The 16,045-nt window shown below is 57.6% G+C and carries 15 protein-coding genes and 1 tRNA gene; 12 read left to right on the forward strand and 4 right to left on the reverse strand.

From position 1 onward, the window contains the following. From tolR to Q7C20_RS24825, 9 genes are all read left to right on the forward strand, one after another. Positions 1 to 453, forward strand: coding sequence for a protein TolR (gene tolR / locus Q7C20_RS24785; RefSeq protein WP_161630238.1), 453 nt, complete (start codon positions 1 to 3; stop codon positions 451 to 453). Next, positions 453 to 1,526, forward strand: a complete 1,074-nt coding sequence (tolA, locus tag Q7C20_RS24790; protein WP_348059515.1) for a cell envelope integrity protein TolA — start codon at positions 453 to 455, stop codon at positions 1,524 to 1,526. The genes tolR and tolA overlap by 1 nt, the downstream gene beginning before the upstream one ends. Before the next feature lie 17 nt (positions 1,527 to 1,543). After that, positions 1,544 to 2,824 carry a Tol-Pal system beta propeller repeat protein TolB gene (gene tolB, locus Q7C20_RS24795; protein WP_152745290.1) on the forward strand — a complete coding sequence of 427 codons (1,281 nt, stop codon included), beginning with the start codon at positions 1,544 to 1,546 and terminating at the stop codon, positions 2,822 to 2,824. Positions 2,825 to 2,879: 55 nt separating this feature from the next. Beyond that, positions 2,880 to 3,380: a peptidoglycan-associated lipoprotein Pal gene (pal, locus tag Q7C20_RS24800; protein WP_003209827.1), complete on the forward strand. Its 501-nt coding sequence runs from the start codon at positions 2,880 to 2,882 to the stop codon at positions 3,378 to 3,380. Between the two features lie 6 nt (positions 3,381 to 3,386). Next, positions 3,387 to 4,223, forward strand: a complete 837-nt coding sequence (ybgF, locus tag Q7C20_RS24805) for a tol-pal system protein YbgF (protein WP_375070912.1) — start codon at positions 3,387 to 3,389, stop codon at positions 4,221 to 4,223. 165 nt (positions 4,224 to 4,388) lie between these two features. Next, positions 4,389 to 5,036 carry a 7-carboxy-7-deazaguanine synthase QueE gene (gene queE, locus Q7C20_RS24810; RefSeq protein ID WP_375070913.1) on the forward strand — a complete coding sequence of 216 codons (648 nt, stop codon included), beginning with the start codon at positions 4,389 to 4,391 and terminating at the stop codon, positions 5,034 to 5,036. Position 5,037: 1 nt separating this feature from the next. Continuing rightward, complete coding sequence (queC, locus tag Q7C20_RS24815) at positions 5,038 to 5,715, forward strand: 7-cyano-7-deazaguanine synthase QueC (RefSeq protein WP_375070914.1); 678 nt, start codon at positions 5,038 to 5,040, stop codon at positions 5,713 to 5,715. 63 nt (positions 5,716 to 5,778) lie between these two features. Continuing rightward, positions 5,779 to 5,854: transfer RNA gene (locus tag Q7C20_RS24820), tRNA-Lys, on the forward strand. 462 nt (positions 5,855 to 6,316) lie between these two features. Continuing rightward, positions 6,317 to 7,279, forward strand: coding sequence for a hypothetical protein (locus tag Q7C20_RS24825; protein ID WP_375070915.1), 963 nt, complete (start codon positions 6,317 to 6,319; stop codon positions 7,277 to 7,279). Positions 7,280 to 7,428: 149 nt separating this feature from the next. Here the strand turns inward: Q7C20_RS24825 and pstB are convergent, their stop codons facing one another. The 4 genes from pstB to pstS all read right to left on the reverse strand — a co-directional run bounded on the left by pstB (position 7,429) and on the right by pstS (position 11,144). Then, a complete protein-coding gene (gene pstB, locus Q7C20_RS24830) occupies positions 7,429 to 8,208 on the reverse strand; it encodes a phosphate ABC transporter ATP-binding protein PstB (protein WP_348061194.1) in 780 nt (259 codons plus the stop codon). Then, positions 8,208 to 9,080, reverse strand: coding sequence for a phosphate ABC transporter permease PstA (gene pstA / locus Q7C20_RS24835; RefSeq protein WP_375070916.1), 873 nt, complete (start codon positions 9,078 to 9,080; stop codon positions 8,208 to 8,210). Before pstA ends, pstB begins: the two co-directional genes overlap by 1 nt. Beyond that, positions 9,077 to 10,045, reverse strand: coding sequence for a phosphate ABC transporter permease subunit PstC (gene pstC / locus Q7C20_RS24840; RefSeq protein WP_375070919.1), 969 nt, complete (start codon positions 10,043 to 10,045; stop codon positions 9,077 to 9,079). Before pstC ends, pstA begins: the two co-directional genes overlap by 4 nt. Before the next feature lie 82 nt (positions 10,046 to 10,127). Next, complete coding sequence (gene pstS, locus Q7C20_RS24845; RefSeq protein WP_375070917.1) at positions 10,128 to 11,144, reverse strand: phosphate ABC transporter substrate-binding protein PstS; 1,017 nt, start codon at positions 11,142 to 11,144, stop codon at positions 10,128 to 10,130. 401 nt (positions 11,145 to 11,545) lie between these two features. Between pstS and Q7C20_RS24850 the strand changes: the two genes are divergently transcribed. From Q7C20_RS24850 to nadA, 3 genes are all read left to right on the forward strand, one after another. Further along, positions 11,546 to 12,832: an OmpP1/FadL family transporter gene (locus tag Q7C20_RS24850; protein ID WP_375070918.1), complete on the forward strand. Its 1,287-nt coding sequence runs from the start codon at positions 11,546 to 11,548 to the stop codon at positions 12,830 to 12,832. A gap of 267 nt (positions 12,833 to 13,099) precedes the next feature. Continuing rightward, a complete protein-coding gene (locus Q7C20_RS24855) occupies positions 13,100 to 14,539 on the forward strand; it encodes a lactate dehydrogenase (protein ID WP_375070920.1) in 1,440 nt (479 codons plus the stop codon). Positions 14,540 to 14,773: 234 nt separating this feature from the next. Next, positions 14,774 to 15,832, forward strand: coding sequence for a quinolinate synthase NadA (nadA, locus tag Q7C20_RS24860; protein ID WP_348061187.1), 1,059 nt, complete (start codon positions 14,774 to 14,776; stop codon positions 15,830 to 15,832). Positions 15,833 to 16,045: the final 213 nt, after the last annotated feature.

Here is a 16,045-nt window from a genome sequence, read left to right on the forward strand (position 1 = left end):
ATCGCTCGAGCTCGCAAAAAGCGCAAGCCGGTCGCCGAGATGAACGTAGTGCCTTACATCGACGTGATGCTGGTGCTGCTGGTTATCTTCATGGTGACCGCGCCGATGCTCAATCAGGGCGTGAAGGTTGATCTGCCCAAGGTTTCCAGCGAAGCCTTGCCGCAGGACAACAACACCCAGGTCCTGACCATTTCGATCAAGGCTGACAAGACCTATTACTGGAACCTTGGCAGCGAAGTCGACACTCAGAAACAGCAAGACAAGGCCATGACCTTGCCGCAGATGACCGACGCCGTGACCAAGATCATCCGGTCCGGTAACGAAGGCGGCAAGCACACGCAAGTGTTCATTCGCGGCGACAAAGTGGTCGACTATGGCTCCGTCATGGGCGCCATGGGCGGGCTGCAGAAAGCCGGCGTGGGTAATGTTGGCTTGATTACCGAGGCGCCCTGATGCAGCAACAGCGAGAGCCGTCCGCCTCGGAAAGCTTCTTCTGGCCTAGCGTCTGGGCAATTGCCCTGCACGTCCTGGTGTTTGGCATGCTGTTCGTCAGCTTTGCCATGACCCCGGACCTGCCGCCAGCCAAGCCGATCGTGCAGGCGACCCTGTATCAGCTGAAATCGAAAAGTCAGGCCACCACTCAGACCAATCAGAAGATTGCGGGTGAAGCCCAGAAGTCGGCTGCGCGCCAGACTGAAGTCGAACAGATGGAACAGAAGAAGGTCGAGCAGGAAGCGGTGAAAGCTGCTGCGGAACAAAAGAAAGAAGACGCGGCTCAAAAGGCCGAGGAATCGAAAAAGGCTGACGAAGCGAAGAAAGCTGACGAGGCGAAAAAGGCTGATGAAGCCAAAAAAGCCGACAAAGCTGCCGAAGCCAAAAAAGCCGAAGAGAAACAATTGGCTGATATAGCCAAGAAGAAGTCTGAAGAAGAAGCCAAAAAAGCTGCCGAAGAAGAGGCCAAGAAAAAGGCCGCTGAAGACGCCAAGAAAAAGATAGTCGAAGACGCGAAGAAGAAAGCCGCCGAAGACGCCAAGAAAAAATCCGAAGCAGACGAGGCGAAGAAGAAAGTCGCCGACGACGCGAAGAAGAAAGCTGCCGCCGATGCCTCCAAGAAAAAGGCTCAGGAAGCAGCGCGCAAATCCGCCGAAGAGAAAAAGGCCCAGGCCTTGGCAGACTTGCTTTCCGACACGCCTCAGCGTCAGCAGGCCTTGGCCGATGAACGTGGTGATGAAGTCGCGGGCAGTTTCGACGATCTGATTCGGGCACGGGCAGCAGAAGGCTGGACACGTCCACCTTCGGCTCGCAAAGGTATGACAGTAGTGCTGCAGATCGGCATGTTGCCGGACGGTACGGTGACTTCGGTCGGCGTGGCCAAGTCCAGTGGTGACGGTTCGTTCGACAGTTCGGCGGTTGCCGCGGTCAAGAACATTGGCCGGTTGACCGAGATGCAGGGAATGAAACCAAGCGACTTCGCTCCCTATCGTTCATTCAAGATGACATTCACACCTGAGGATCTAGCCTTGTGAGAAACCTTCTTCGAGGAATGCTTGTCGTTATTTGCTGTATGGCAGGGATAGCGGCGGCGGATGAAAAGAACATCCTGGTTACCAGCGGTAGCGATCGGGCCACCCCGATCGCCGTAGTACCGTTCGGCTGGCAGGGCGGCAGCGTGCTGCCGGATGACATGGCCCAGATCGTCAGCGACGACCTGCGCAACTCTGGTTACTACGCACCGATTCCAAAAGGCAACATGATCAGCCAGCCTAACCAGGCCAGCGAAGTTGTGTTCCGTGACTGGAAAGCCGTTGGCGCGCAGTACCTGATGGTCGGCAACATTACGCCGGCCGGCGGTCGCCTGCAGATCCAGTACACGTTGTTCAACGTGGCCACCGAGCAGCAGGTCTTGACCGGCAGCGTATCGGGCACCGCCGAACAACTGCGGGACATGGCCCACTACATCTCGGACCAGTCGTTTGAAAAGCTCACCGGTATCAAGGGTGCTTTCTCGACGCGTCTACTGTATGTCACGGCTGAACGGTTCTCCGTCGACAACACGCGCTACACCTTGCAGCGTTCGGATTACGACGGCGCACGTGCAGTGACCTTGCTGCAATCGCGTGAGCCAATCCTGTCGCCGCGCTTTGCGCCAGACGGCAAGCGTATTGCCTACGTGTCGTTCGAACAGCGTCGCCCACGTATCTTCGTCCAGCACATCGATACCGGCCGTCGTGAGCAGATCACCAACTTTGAAGGCCTGAACGGTGCACCTGCATGGTCGCCGGATGGCTCGCGCCTGGCGTTCGTGCTGTCGAAAGACGGCAACCCGGACATCTACGTGATGAACATGGCTTCGCGCCAGATCAGCCGAGTCACCAGCGGCCCGGGCATCAACACCGAACCGTTCTGGGGTAAGGATGGTTCGACCATCTACTTCACCTCCGATCGCGGCGGCAAGCCACAAATTTATAAAACGAGCGTGGGCGGTGGGGGCGCGGAACGTGTGACCTTTATCGGTAACTACAACGCCAACCCTAAGCTTTCGGCTGATGAAAAGACGTTGGTGATGATTCACCGTCAGGATGGTTTCACTAATTTCCGGGTTGCGGCCCAGGATTTGCAGCGTGGAACGGTAAAAATCCTCACAGATACCAACCTTGATGAGTCAGCTACTGTTGCACCCAACGGCACCATGGTAATCTACGCCACCCGCCAGCAGGGCCGGGGAGTCTTGATGCTCGTGTCCATTAATGGACGCGTAAGGCTCCCGCTTCCTACCGCACAAGGCGAAGTCAGAGAACCGTCCTGGTCCCCTTACCTGAACTGACGCGGCGCTACAAAAAGAATTGCTTAACACACTGGGGTTCATTAGGAGTTTCACGATGGAAATGCTGAAGTTTGGTAAGTTTGCTGCTCTGGCTCTGGCTTTGTCCGTAGCCGTTGGTTGCTCGTCTAAAGGCGGCGACAATGCCGGTGAAGGCGCAGCTGTTGATCCAAACGCTGGTTACGGCGCTAACACTGGTGCAGTTGACGGCTCCCTGAGCGAAGAAGCTGCTCTGCGCGCTATCACCACTTTCTACTTCGAATACGACAGTTCGGACCTGAAGCCAGAAGCCATGCGCGCTCTGGACGTTCACGCCAAGGACCTGAAAGCTAACGGCGCTCGCGTTGTTCTGGAAGGTAACACTGACGAACGTGGTACTCGCGAGTACAACATGGCACTGGGCGAGCGTCGTGCGAAAGCCGTTCAACGCTACCTGGTACTGCAAGGTGTTGCTCCAGGCCAACTGGAACTGGTTTCCTACGGTAAAGAGCGTCCAGTTGCTACTGGCCACGACGAGCAGTCCTGGGCTCAAAACCGTCGCGTCGAACTGCGTAAGTAATTCGTCATGCGAACGTGCCGTCGTGCTCTAACTGTATTGGCTCTCAGCCTCGCACCGCTTGCGGTGTGGGCTGCGGTTCCTGTGGAAGATAGCAACTCTGGCTATAACAATAGCGGGAGCAGCTATCCGCCAGCAGGTTATGGCACGAACGGCGCCTATGCTGGGGGGCCGGCGACTGCCGCCCCCTCGGCACAGGGCGAACTGTTCAACCAGCTGCAACGCATGCAGGATCAATTGGCGCAGCAACAAGGCACCATTGAGATTTTGCAGAACCAAGTGAACCAGCTGAAGCAAGAAGGCCTGGAGCGTTACCAGGATCTTGATCGACGTATTGGAGCCGGCGTTTCACCTGCCGCCACTCCTGATAATTCTTCTGCCGGTGGCGCGCCTGTTGCGGCCGCCGGTGGTGCAGCAGCAGGGGCCGCGGCTGCCAGCCAAGCCCCTGCCGCGAGCAGCGAACCGGGTGATCCGGCGAAGGAAAAGCTGTATTACGATGCGGCCTTCGACCTGATCAAAGCCAAGGATTTCGATAAGGCCAGCCAGGCCTTTACCGCTTTCCTGCGCAAATACCCGAACAGCCAGTACGCGGGCAACGCCCAATACTGGTTGGGCGAGGTCAACCTGGCCAAGGGTGATCTGCAAGGCGCTGGCCAGGCATTTGCCAAGGTCAGCCAGCTTTACCCAAAGCACGCCAAGGTGCCTGATTCGCTGTACAAACTCGCTGACGTAGAGCGCCGACTGGGTCATACCGACAAGGTCAAAGGCATTCTGCAGCAGGTGGTTGCCCAATACCCGGGTACCTCCGCTGCCCAGTTGGCCCAGCGGGATCTGCAACGCTTGTAAGCGCTGCACTCCCGTTTAGAAGAAACCCGCGCCTGGCGCGGGTTTTTTCGTTAGAATCCACGCCCTTTTATGAAACACGCTTTTTGCGGTCTACGCGTTGGCGGGATCGCTTTAAGTGCCTGACGGAGGCGGACAGCCTGTTTAGCTGTTACGCCCGTGGCGATTATGCAAGACACATTACGCATCACCGAAGTTTTTTACTCGTTACAGGGTGAAACGCGCACCGCTGGCCTGCCCACCGTATTCGTACGGCTGACCGGCTGCCCGTTGCGTTGCCAATACTGTGACAGCGCCTACGCCTTCAGTGGCGGCACCGTGCGCACCCTCGATGACATCCTTGAGCAGGTTGCCGGCTTCAAGCCGCGCTATGTCTGTGTCACCGGTGGCGAGCCCCTGGCCCAACCGAATGCCATCCCGTTGCTCAAGCAGCTGTGTGACGCCGGTTACGAAGTCTCTCTGGAAACCAGTGGCGCCCTGGATATTTCGGCGGTAGACCCGCGTGTAAGCCGTGTGGTCGACCTCAAGACGCCGGGCTCCAAGGAAGCGCACCGCAACCTGTACGAGAACATGGACCTGCTGACGCCCAACGATCAGGTCAAGTTCGTGATCTGTTCGCGCGACGACTACGACTGGGCAGCCTCCAAGCTGATCCAGTACGGCCTCGACCGTCGCGCGGGTGAGGTGCTGTTCTCTCCAAGCCATCACGACCTGAACGCCCGTGACCTCGCCGACTGGGTAGTGGCCGACAACCTGCCGGTGCGCCTGCAATTGCAGCTGCACAAATACCTGTGGAATGACGAGCCGGGGCGCTGAGATGAGCGATCAAAAGCGCGCAGTCATCCTGCTCTCCGGCGGCCTCGATTCCGCCACGCTGGTGGCCATGGTTCGTGCCGAAGGCTACCGCTGCTACACCATGAGCTTCGACTACGGCCAGCGTCACCGCGCTGAACTGAACGCCGCCGCCCGCGTGGCCCGTGACCTGAGCGTGGTCGAACACAAGGTGATCGGCCTCAACCTCAATGGCATCGGCGGATCGGCTCTCACCGACAGCAGCATCGACGTACCCGAGGCACCCAGCGAAGGCATCCCGCTGACGTACGTGCCGGCGCGCAACACCGTATTCCTGTCCCTGGCCCTCGGTTGGGCCGAAGTGCTGAATGCCCGCGACATCTTCATCGGCGTCAACGCGTTGGACTACAACGGCTATCCAGACTGTCGCCCCGAGTACATCGAATCTTTCGAGCGCATGGCCAACCTGGCGACCAGGGCGGGTGTCGAGGGGCAGGGCTTCCGTATCCTGGCGCCGCTGCAGAACATGAGCAAGGCGGATATCGTGAAGGCTGGCGTAGGACTAGGCGTCGATTATGCGCAGACAGTTTCCTGCTACCAGGCAGACGATTCCGGCCGTGCATGTGGGAAATGCGACGCCTGCCGACTGCGCGCCGAAGGCTTCAAAAACGCCGCAATTGCGGACCCAACGCGTTATTTCTGATTTATTTCAAATAAGGTGTTGAATAATCCTTAGAAATCAGTATTATACGCGCCACCACACAGCGGGTCGTTAGCTCAGTTGGTAGAGCAGTTGGCTTTTAACCAATTGGTCGTAGGTTCGAATCCCACACGACCCACCATATTTGGCGGTTTAGAAAATCCGGAAGGCCCACGCAAGTGAGGATTTCCGGGTTTTTTTTTGCCTGCGATTTGGTGGTGACGAGCCTTGGTGAATAAGCCGGGGCTAGTGTGCAGCAGTGTTCACTGCGCAAGGTTTCAGTCGCGTACCGTTAGCGGTGGGCACTTTCAGTTTTATCAGCCGTGATTGTTACTGTTTTTAAGAAAAGTCCGGGCGGTCTAAGCGTTCTTCCTGACAGCCCGCTTGGTGTCAGCCATCTACTGTTGCGTTGTAAGGTTTGCTTTCAGCGCGAGTGGGCTGATTGAGCGACAGGCTCCAACCGCTATTGTCGACTTTGCACACCGCTCAGGACTTTCATCAGTGTGAGTACTGTTAATGCGCCTGACGCCTTACACCCACGCCCACGAACCTTCATCTGTTTGAACTCTATTAAATGCTTTTTCAAAGAGGGTCTATAGATATTATGGATATTTATCGCCAGCAATTTTTTTCACAAAGTATGCCTGGGCCTGTTGTCCAGCCTTTAGCGCAGCAGCCAGTTAAAGTGACTGAGCAACAACCTAGCGATATCCCTTCCTCCGCGGCACCTCCTAGCTTGAGAAGTAATGCTGGTGTAACGCCCACTTCACTTGGCATGACCACCGACACCTCGATACTTGATAAAGTGAGCGACCCAAAACTCGAGATTAAGAAAGAGGCTACTTCTCCCAATGGTCTGTTTTCTGTCAAGTACGCACTTGACGCGCCGAGTCCAGGGTTAAGCAACATTACATTTCCAATGATTATCGACGAAGGCCTACAAAGAAAAAGTGCCATGGATGGAGGCATTTATTACGCGATGGTGTTCGGGCTCAATACCGAGAAAGGTACACATCTTGCGCGCGGCTATATTGGTATGCAGCCACGCGGGGATGGCAAGGCGTTGATTATTTTTTCAGGATATGGCCCCAATTTCAAAGCGCCACAAGGCCGTGCCGAGTTTGACGGAACCACGGGGGCCAGCAATAGCACAATGGTGGATTTCAAGTTTGGAAATAAGTATAACCTTTCAATCGAACGCGATCCTGCAGACCCCCAGATCCTGAGAGCATTCATTCAAGATGTCACGAATGTCGATAATCCAGGGCCCAAACAGCATCTCAAAGATCTTCATGTCGATCAGAAGGTGGCGTTGGCCGGTAGCGAAACAGGGTTTGTCGAACAATACGGTGCAAAAATAAATAGAAGCTCGCAGATTGCGGCTACCGAAGGTAGTTTTTTTGCACCCTTTACTACCGATGACAAGGGTGATGTGAAGGTAGGCACAATCAAAAGTGAGGGTTTATATGGCAGGTACAAAAACTCAATAGTCGGTAAACAGCAGGTTGTCGGAGAGCCGGGTAAAGCTAAGGAGATAAAATTCTCTCTTCAGGGCGCTGCTGTTTAGATGAGCACTTGAGACGTGGGTGTATAGGCGCTGCTTTCTAGATATTACGCATATAAGATATACGCCGTTTTAGGTTGGTTTTAAAAAAATCGGAATACTCACGCAAGTGAGATATTCTGATTTTTTCGTTTCAAAATGGTGTCGCCCACTCAGCCAAACCGCCCCGTAATATAATCTTCCGTCTGCTTCATCTTCGGCGCGGTAAAGATCTGGTCCGTCTTGCCATGCTCAATCAATTCCCCCATGAACATGAACGCGGTGCTGTCCGACACCCGCGCGGCTTGCTGCATGTTGTGGGTCACGATGATCACGGTGTATTGCGTTTTCAATTCGGTGATCAATTGCTCGATGCGCCCGGTCGAGATGGGGTCGAGCGCCGAGGTTGGTTCGTCCAGCAGTAACACCTGTGGCCGCAGCGCAATGGTGCGCGCAATGCACAGCCGCTGCTGCTGCCCGCCGGAAAGGCTTTGCGCGCTCTGGTTGAGTTTGTCTTTCACCTCGTCCCACAACGCGCCGCCGCGCAGCGCTTGCTCGACGCGGTCGTTCATTTCACGGCGCGAGAGTTTTTCGTGGTGGCGCACGGCGTAGGCGATGTTGTCGTAGATCGACATCGGAAACGGCACCGGCTTCTGGAACACCATGCCAACGTGGCTGCGCAGGCGGTTCATCGAATAGCCGGGGGCGAGGATGTTTTCACCGTTGAGCAGCACTTCGCCACGGGCTTCCTGCTTGGGGTACATCGAGTAGATGCGGTTGAACACGCGCAGCAGCGTGGACTTGCCGCAGCCCGAGGGGCCGATGATCGCGGTGATGCGTTTTTCCGGAATATCGATGTCGATGGACTTCAGGGAGCGTTGGTTGTTGTAGAAGAACTCCAACCCACGCACACGGATTTTGGTTTTGTCAGGATCAATGCCAGTGGCGTCCATCAGTGAGACCTATTGCGTAAAAGGATCAGGCGAGATGCCAGGCTCAGTACCAGCACGAACAGCGTCAGGACCAGCGCACCGGCCCAGGCGAGGGCGTGCCAGTCGTCGAACGGGCTCATGGCGTACTGGAAAATAACCACAGGGACGCTGGCAATCGGCTTGAGCAGGTTGCTGCTCCAGAACTGGTTGCCGAACGCGGTAAACAGCAGGGGCGCGGTCTCCCCGGTGATGCGGGCCAGGGCAAGCAGGATGCCGGTGACCACGCCGGCCTTTGCGGCTCGCAGCACAACCTGCAGAGTCAGCTTCCATTGCGGTACACCGAGGGCCAGTGCGGCTTCGCGCATGGTCGAGGGTTGCAACTGAAGCATTTCATCGGTGGTGCGCACCACCACCGGAATCACCAGCAAGGCCAAGGCCAGCGCACCGGCAATCGCAGAAAACCCCACCTGATGATTCGTCAGCTGGTTCAGCGGCAGGATCACGGCGGTGTAAACGAACAAACCGAGCACAATCGACGGCGCGGAGAGCAGGATGTCGTTGATGAAACGTACCGTGGTACCCAGGCGCGAATACCGTGCGAATTCTGCCAGCCAGATGCCAGCCATTAATCCGATGGGCGTACCGATCAGCAAGGCGATGCCTGACATCAGCGCGCTGCCATAAAACGCGTTCGCCAGCCCGCCTTCGGTGCCGGGCGGCGGGGTCATCTGGGTGAACAGGCGCAGGTTGAGCGCCTGAAAGCCGTTGATGATGGTCGTCAGCAGAATCCACGCCAGCCACAGCAAACCAAAGGCTGTGGCGCCGCAACTGAGGAACATCGCCACGCCATTTTTAAGCGCGCGTTTACGATAAAGACGTTCGTTGACGTTCATAGACCTTCCTTGCGGGACAGGCGCATCAGCAGCAGTCGCGCGAGTGCCAGCACCACAAACGTCACGATAAACAGCAGAAAGCCCAGGGCGATCAGCGCCGAGCGATGCAAGTCGGTGTAGGCCTCGCTGAACTCGTTGGCGATGACCGACGCGATCGAACTGCTCGGCATCAGCAGCGAGGCGGAAAACTGTTGCGCGTTACCCAGCACGAAGGTCACCGCCATGGTCTCGCCGAGGGCACGTCCCAGGCCGAGAAAGATGCCGCCGACCACCGCCGAGCGGGTGTAGGGCAAGACGATGTCCCACACCACTTCCCACGTAGTGCTGCCGAGGGCGTAGGCCGATTCTTTCAACTGCGTGGGCACACTGCGAAACACCTCATGCATCACCGAGGTGATAAACGGCATGATCATTACCGCCAGCACGATGCCGGCGGTCAGCATGCCGATCCCCAGCGGCGGGCCCTGGAACAGCGAGCCAACATAGGGCAGGGCGCCGAGGTAGTCATTGATGTAGGGCGACAGGTACTCGGCCATAAACGGCCCGAATACAAACAAACCCCACATGCCGTAAATGATCGAGGGAATTCCGGCGAGCAATTCGATGGCCGAGGCGACCGGCATTTTTAACCATGGCGGCGCGACTTCCGTGAGAAAAATTGCGATACCAAAACTGACTGGCACGGCGATCAGCAACGCCAGAAATGACGTCACCAGGGTGCCGTAGATCGGCACTACAGCGCCAAAGTGGTTGTTGACCGCATCCCACTCGGTGCTGGTGATAAAGTCGAAGCCGAAGGTCCTGAATGCCAGGCTGCCGCCCCACAGCGTCGAAGCCGCGATGCTGGCGAGCAACAGCAGCACCAGCATGGCAGCCCCGAACATCGAGCGCTTGAACCACAGATCGTGGCGTTGATCGCGGGCGGCGCGCGTGTCGCTGCGGGTGTCGCTCGCGTGAGTAGTCATAACCAGCGGTTGCACGGTGTCGTTCATATCAGATGTGCTCACCGCCTTCCTCGATCACCGGGGAAGGCGGTCGTAGGGCGAATCAATGAGTGAAGTCAGACTTCCAGTAACCTTCGATTCGCGTCACCAGGGAGTCCGGCAGGGCTACGTAGTCCAGTGCGGCAGCCTGTTGCTGGCCTTTTTCCAGTGACCACTTGAAGAAGCTGAACGCCGCCTGGCTTTGCTCGGCATTCTTTGGCTGCTTGTACATGATGATCCAGGTGGTCGCCGTGATCGGCCATGCGCCTTCGCCTGGCGCGTTTGTCATGATCAGGTTGAAGTCTTTGGCGCTGGCCCAGTCGGCGGTGTCAGCGGCCGCCTGGAAGGCCTTGGCGTTAGGCGAGACGAACTTGCCCGAGGCGTTCTTCAGTTGGGTGTAGGTCATTTTGTTCTGCAGCGCGTAGGCGTATTCCACGAAGCCGATGGAGTTTTTGATCTGCTTCACGTAGGCCGAAACACCTTCGTTGCCTTTGCCGCCCACACCCACTGGCCACGGCACGGTGGTGCCGAAACCGATTTTGGTTTTCCAGGCGTCGCTGACCTTGGCCAGGTAGTTGGTGAAGTTGTACGAAGTACCCGAGCCATCCGAGCGGTGCACCACGGTGATGTTCGCCACCGGCAGGTTCAGGCCCGGGTTGAGGGCGGCGATGGCCGGGTCGTTCCAGGCCTTGATGTCGCCGAGGAAGATCTTCGCCAGCACGTCGCCGTCGAGTTTCAGCTGGCCAGCGGTCACGCCTTCGACGTTCATCACCGGCACGATGCCGCCGATCACGCTGGGGAACTGGCCCAGGCCGCCGGCTTTGAGGTCTTCGGCCGAAAGTGGCGCGTCAGAGGCGCCGAAGTCCACGGTGGCCGCCTTGATCTGGGCAATACCGCCCCCCGAGCCGATCGACTGATAGTTGATGCGGTCGCTGGAGTTCTTGCTGTAGTCCTGCGACCACTTGGACAGCACCGGGTAGACGAAGCTGGAGCCTGCACCGGTAACGTCGGTGGCGTGGGCCACGCCGCTCAGGCACAGGGCGGTCAACAAAACAGACAGACTTTTTTTGCTCGGCAACATCACGACAACACCTCAAGGGAAGGGGTAAGTGGAAGGGTCCACCTGTCTAAGACGTGACGATTTAATTCCTGATATATGTCTGTTTAATGACGATTTGGCTTTATGAAGAAACATTTAGAAATGTTTGCCGGTAATGGTCGACGCCTATTTATCCCGATGGCGTTTCGTCTTTCTCGACGAAGTAATGACAAAAACAGCGCGCTGAAATTGACAGGTCCATGTAGCTGAAACTCACCGGTCATAATCAGGTTAAAAAGTCATAACGAATAACAACCCAGCCGGCAAAGTCGTTGAAATACATGAGTTTGTCGGACAACCCACTGAATGAAAAACTCTTCATAATCGCCTCGCTCGATCGTTGGTAGTTTTCTCATCGCTGCCCAATAATTCGAGTCCTAATAATGAATAACAAAACTCTGAAAGGCGCCTTGGCGCTCTCTATTTCGCTCGCCTCCACACCGCTGTTCGCCGGTGGTTTTGCCCTCAACGAACAAAGCATCAGTTCGATGGGTACAGGCTACGCCGGTCGCTCATCCTCGGCCGACGACGCCAGCACGGTGTTCGGCAACCCGGCGGGTATGTCCCGCCTCAAGCACAATGAAGTGAGCATCGGGGCGACCTACCTCGACGCTAAAACAACTATCAAGGACGCCAGCTCTTCCCAGGGCGGCGTCGACAACCCCGGCACCAACAAGGGCGACATGGTCCCCGGCATTGCCGTGCCGATGGGTTATCTGGTCACGCCGATCGACGAGCACTGGGCGTTTGGCCTGGGTATCTATGCGCCGTTCGGGCTGGTGACGGACTATGAACACAGCTTCCAGGGCAATGGGTTTGGCAACAAGAGCAAGGTTCAGGTCACGACCGTGCAGCCGACCGTCAGCTATGCCTTCAACGACAAAGTCTCGGTAGGTTTCGGCCCGACGTTCAACAAGATCAATGGCGAACTCGACTCCAAAGTCCCGGCGTTCGGCCTGGGCACGGAAGCCGTCAAGATCAAGGGTGACGACACCGCGATGGGCTTCAATGCCGGCGTTCTGGTGCAGGCCCTGGACAGTACCCGCGTCGGCTTCACCTACCATTCGCAAGTGGTCTATCACCTGAGCGGTCATACCGACGCCTCGGGCGTGCTTTCCAACCTGTTGGACGGTGGGCCTCAGCGCTATGACGCCAAGCTGGACGTCACCACCCCGTCCTCGGTGGACTTTTCGGTCACGCACCAGTTGACCGATGCCCTGACTCTCTACGTGGGCAGCACCTACACCCGCTGGAGCCAGTTGAAGAAAATCACGGTGAACAACAGCGGCGTGTCCGACCTTGCCGCTCAGCTGGCAGGCCTGGGCTCCATTACCGAGGAAGAGCACTGGCACGATACCTGGTCCCACGCTATCGGCTTGTCGTATCAGCTCAACAAGCAATTAGTGCTGCGTACGGGCTTCTCCGTGGACCAGACGCCGACCAACAATACCGATCGTTCCGTGCGTATTCCCACGGGCGACCGCACCGTGTTCAGCCTCGGTGCTGGCTGGACGCCTGTGGATAACCTGACCTTTGACGTGGCCTACTCCTACTTGAAGGAAGAGCCGATCAAGGTTCGCGACAACAACCCTCAGCTGGCGCTGACCTACGACGCCAAGTATGAAAACAGCGCCAATGGGTTTGGTGGTTCGGTGACTTACCGCTTCTGACCTGTGGATAACGGCAAAGGGCCGGTTTTTTGGCGTGGTCCTTTGCCGTAAGTTTTGACCTCAATGCTGTCAATCGCGGCGTGTCTTGTTTAGATTGAAGGCTAATCAGCTTTTAGGACACGGACTGTCATGACTACGCTAACGCCGATCATCGCGATCAATCCCCTCATTCTTCGCGCCGCCACGACCTCACCGCCGGCAGCGCTTGCGAACACCCTCGACGTCTCACCGGCCCGACCGTCTTCCGTGGTCAGCCTCGGAAATCCCATGGCCGACGTTATCGATCTCTATTCCAAAAACGGGCAGATCCCCGGCCGCGAAACCGTGTGGGCCTGGGAAAACGATAATCAGGACGCAGTCACCCAGGCGATCAGCCAACGCTTCGGTTCAATCTCCACGGCCAGCCGTTACAGCGGCCTCGGTGCTGCGTTGGTGGATCAGTTCACCGGGGGCGGTGGGGCGGGGATTTCACAATCGGTGCTCAACACCACGGCAGAGCGTGCCGGTGATACGGGCGGGATCAAGGCCGACCAGGCGGTGTTGCACAGCAAGGCCGACAACCAAATCAGCCTCAGCATCAAGACCGCCAGCGGCAAGACGGTGACGTTCAGCCTGTTTAGTCAGAAACACGGCTTGGGCGTGCAGGCCACCGTCGACGGCGGCGATTTGACCGCGGATGAACTCAAAGCCGTCGGCCAATTGGGGGCGGCGTTCCAGACGTCGGTCGATGGGTTGACCGCCTTGCCGCCGAAACTCGACCTGAGCAAACTGACCCAGTTCGACACCAGCGTGTTGGCGTCGGTGGACCTCAACGCCAAAGTCAAAAACCAGGCGGACGAGGACCTTAGCCTGGCGTTCCACGCCGACAGCCGAAGCCGCACCACACGTATGAGTGGCCCGGCCGGCGACGTCGACCTGTCTGTGGACCTGAAAAACAGCGCAATCCTGGGTGACGCCAAACAGCAGGCCAAGGCGATGAAAACCTACCTCGCCCAGTTCGACCGGGTGCAAGAGCGCGGTAGTGCCAATGCTGATTTGATGGCGATGTTCAAGGATGCGTTCAGCGCCATGAACAGCCACTATCCCCAAGGCGCTGGCGCAACGAATGCATTGAGCAACAACCCGACCGACAAAGGTTTGCTGACAGGGCTGGCGGACTTCAAGGCTTCGATCAAGCAGGCCGTCGGTGCGTCCAACGCAATGCGTCCTAGGGAAGTCGACAGCTTCTCCTACACCGTGTCGCAGAAGACCCAGGTCAATGGCCGCAGCAGCGCGGACCGCAGCGTGACCCAGAACCAGCAGTCGGTGCTGTCGGCAAACTTCCACAAAAGCCTCGGCGGTGGCGAGCCACCGGTGTTGGATGGTACCCGCAAATCGCAGAACTACCTGTATGTGCAAGTGCAGGACAAGGCCAGCAGCACCGCGAGCTTCTCCTATAAGGATGGCCAACTGGCGAGTGCTTCTGTGTCGCAGTCGGCGGTGCAGAACACTCGGACCCAGAAGTACGAGATGGCCCAGTTGGTGTCAGACACGGTGGAGCCGAAAGATGGCTCGTCCAAACGCGACTACCTGGCGTTGCTGGAGCACGCAGCCCAGGAGGTTAAAAAGTCCAAGGACGCGCTGGAGCAATCAACCTTGAAGGACGCCCTGGCGGCCATGCAGGATTCGGTGCTGCTACATGACTATCCCGCTGTACTGATGCACTGAGGTTGCGCGCCATGAAAGCGGGAAGGCTCATCACGGGGCCTTCCCGTTTTTTTGCCCGACAGGCGTGCGCCTGGATGCCAGATTAGGCTTTTGAATCTATTCGATATTCTGTAGCCTTGCGCAGCTTCACCCGTGCTTGATGAACACACTCACTTCGTCCGGCGGCGCCCGAAGGGCTCCAGAGCCGGTGGTACACTCGACTTTCGCGCAACTGCGCCTGCAGGTCTTGCGAACATGACGCACATTTCCGAACGCCTTCTGGTTCAAGCCCACCTCGACGCCAAGCAGCCCAAGGCGCTCAGTGCCGACGAAGAGGCGAACCTGCGTGCCGCCATCGCTGCCGAGCTTAAAGCTCAGGATGCGGTGCTGGTCGCCCACTTCTATTGTGACCCGGTGATTCAGGCCCTGGCCGAAGAAACCGGTGGCTGCGTCTCTGACTCCCTGGAAATGGCGCGCTTCGGCGCCGCCCACCCGGCCAAGACCGTATTGGTCGCCGGTGTGCGTTTCATGGGCGAGACGGCCAAAATTCTTACGCCTGAAAAACGCATCCTCATGCCCACCCTGGAAGCCACGTGCTCACTGGACCTCGGGTGCCCGGTGGAGGAGTTTTCGGCGTTTTGCGATCAGCATCCCGAGCGTACGGTGGTGGTGTACGCCAACACCTCGGCGGCGGTCAAAGCCCGGGCGGACTGGGTGGTGACGTCCAGCTGCGCGCTGGAGATCGTTGAAAGCCTGATGGACAACGGCGAGACTATTATCTGGGGGCCGGACAAGCACCTGGGCACTTACATTCAGCGCCAGACCGGTGCGGATATGTTGTTGTGGGACGGTGCGTGCATTGTGCATGAGGAGTTCAAGTCCAAGCAGCTTGAGGACATGAAAGCGCTGTACCCGGACGCCGCGATTTTGGTGCACCCGGAATCGCCGACGGCGGTGATCGAGTTGGCGGATGCGGTGGGGTCTACCAGCCAGTTGATTGCGGCGGCGCAGCGGTTGCCGAACAAGACATTTATCGTGGCGACTGACCGGGGCATCTTTTACAAGATGCAGCAGTTGTGTCCGGATAAGGTGTTTGTTGAGGCGCCTACGGCGGGTAACGGCGCGGCGTGCCGCAGTTGCGCGCATTGTCCGTGGATGGCGATGAATACGCTGGAGCGTACGTTGCAGTGTTTGCGTGAGGGGAGTAATGAGATTTTTGTTGAGCCGTCGGTGATTCCGCATGCGGTTCGGCCGTTGAAGCGGATGTTGGATTTTACTCAGGCTGCGCGGTTGAGGTTGGCTGGGAATGCTTGATCTGGCGGTTGGTTGGGTACATATCCGTTATTTGGGTCACGGCTGAAATCGGTTCCGCTCTTACAGCGGGTCACTTTTTGAAGAAGAGCGCAAAAAGTAACCAAAAACGCTCCGCCCCACCACTCGGCACCTCGCCTAGGCTCGGTGTGCCCTCACTCCGGCTTTGGAGCGTGGGCCGCCGCGATGGGCCATCCTTGGCCCAGCGCGGCTAAC

The organism is Pseudomonas sp. AMR01, assembly GCF_041946035.1.
GTDB classification, from domain to species: Bacteria; Pseudomonadota; Gammaproteobacteria; order Pseudomonadales; family Pseudomonadaceae; genus Aquipseudomonas; species Aquipseudomonas antarctica_B.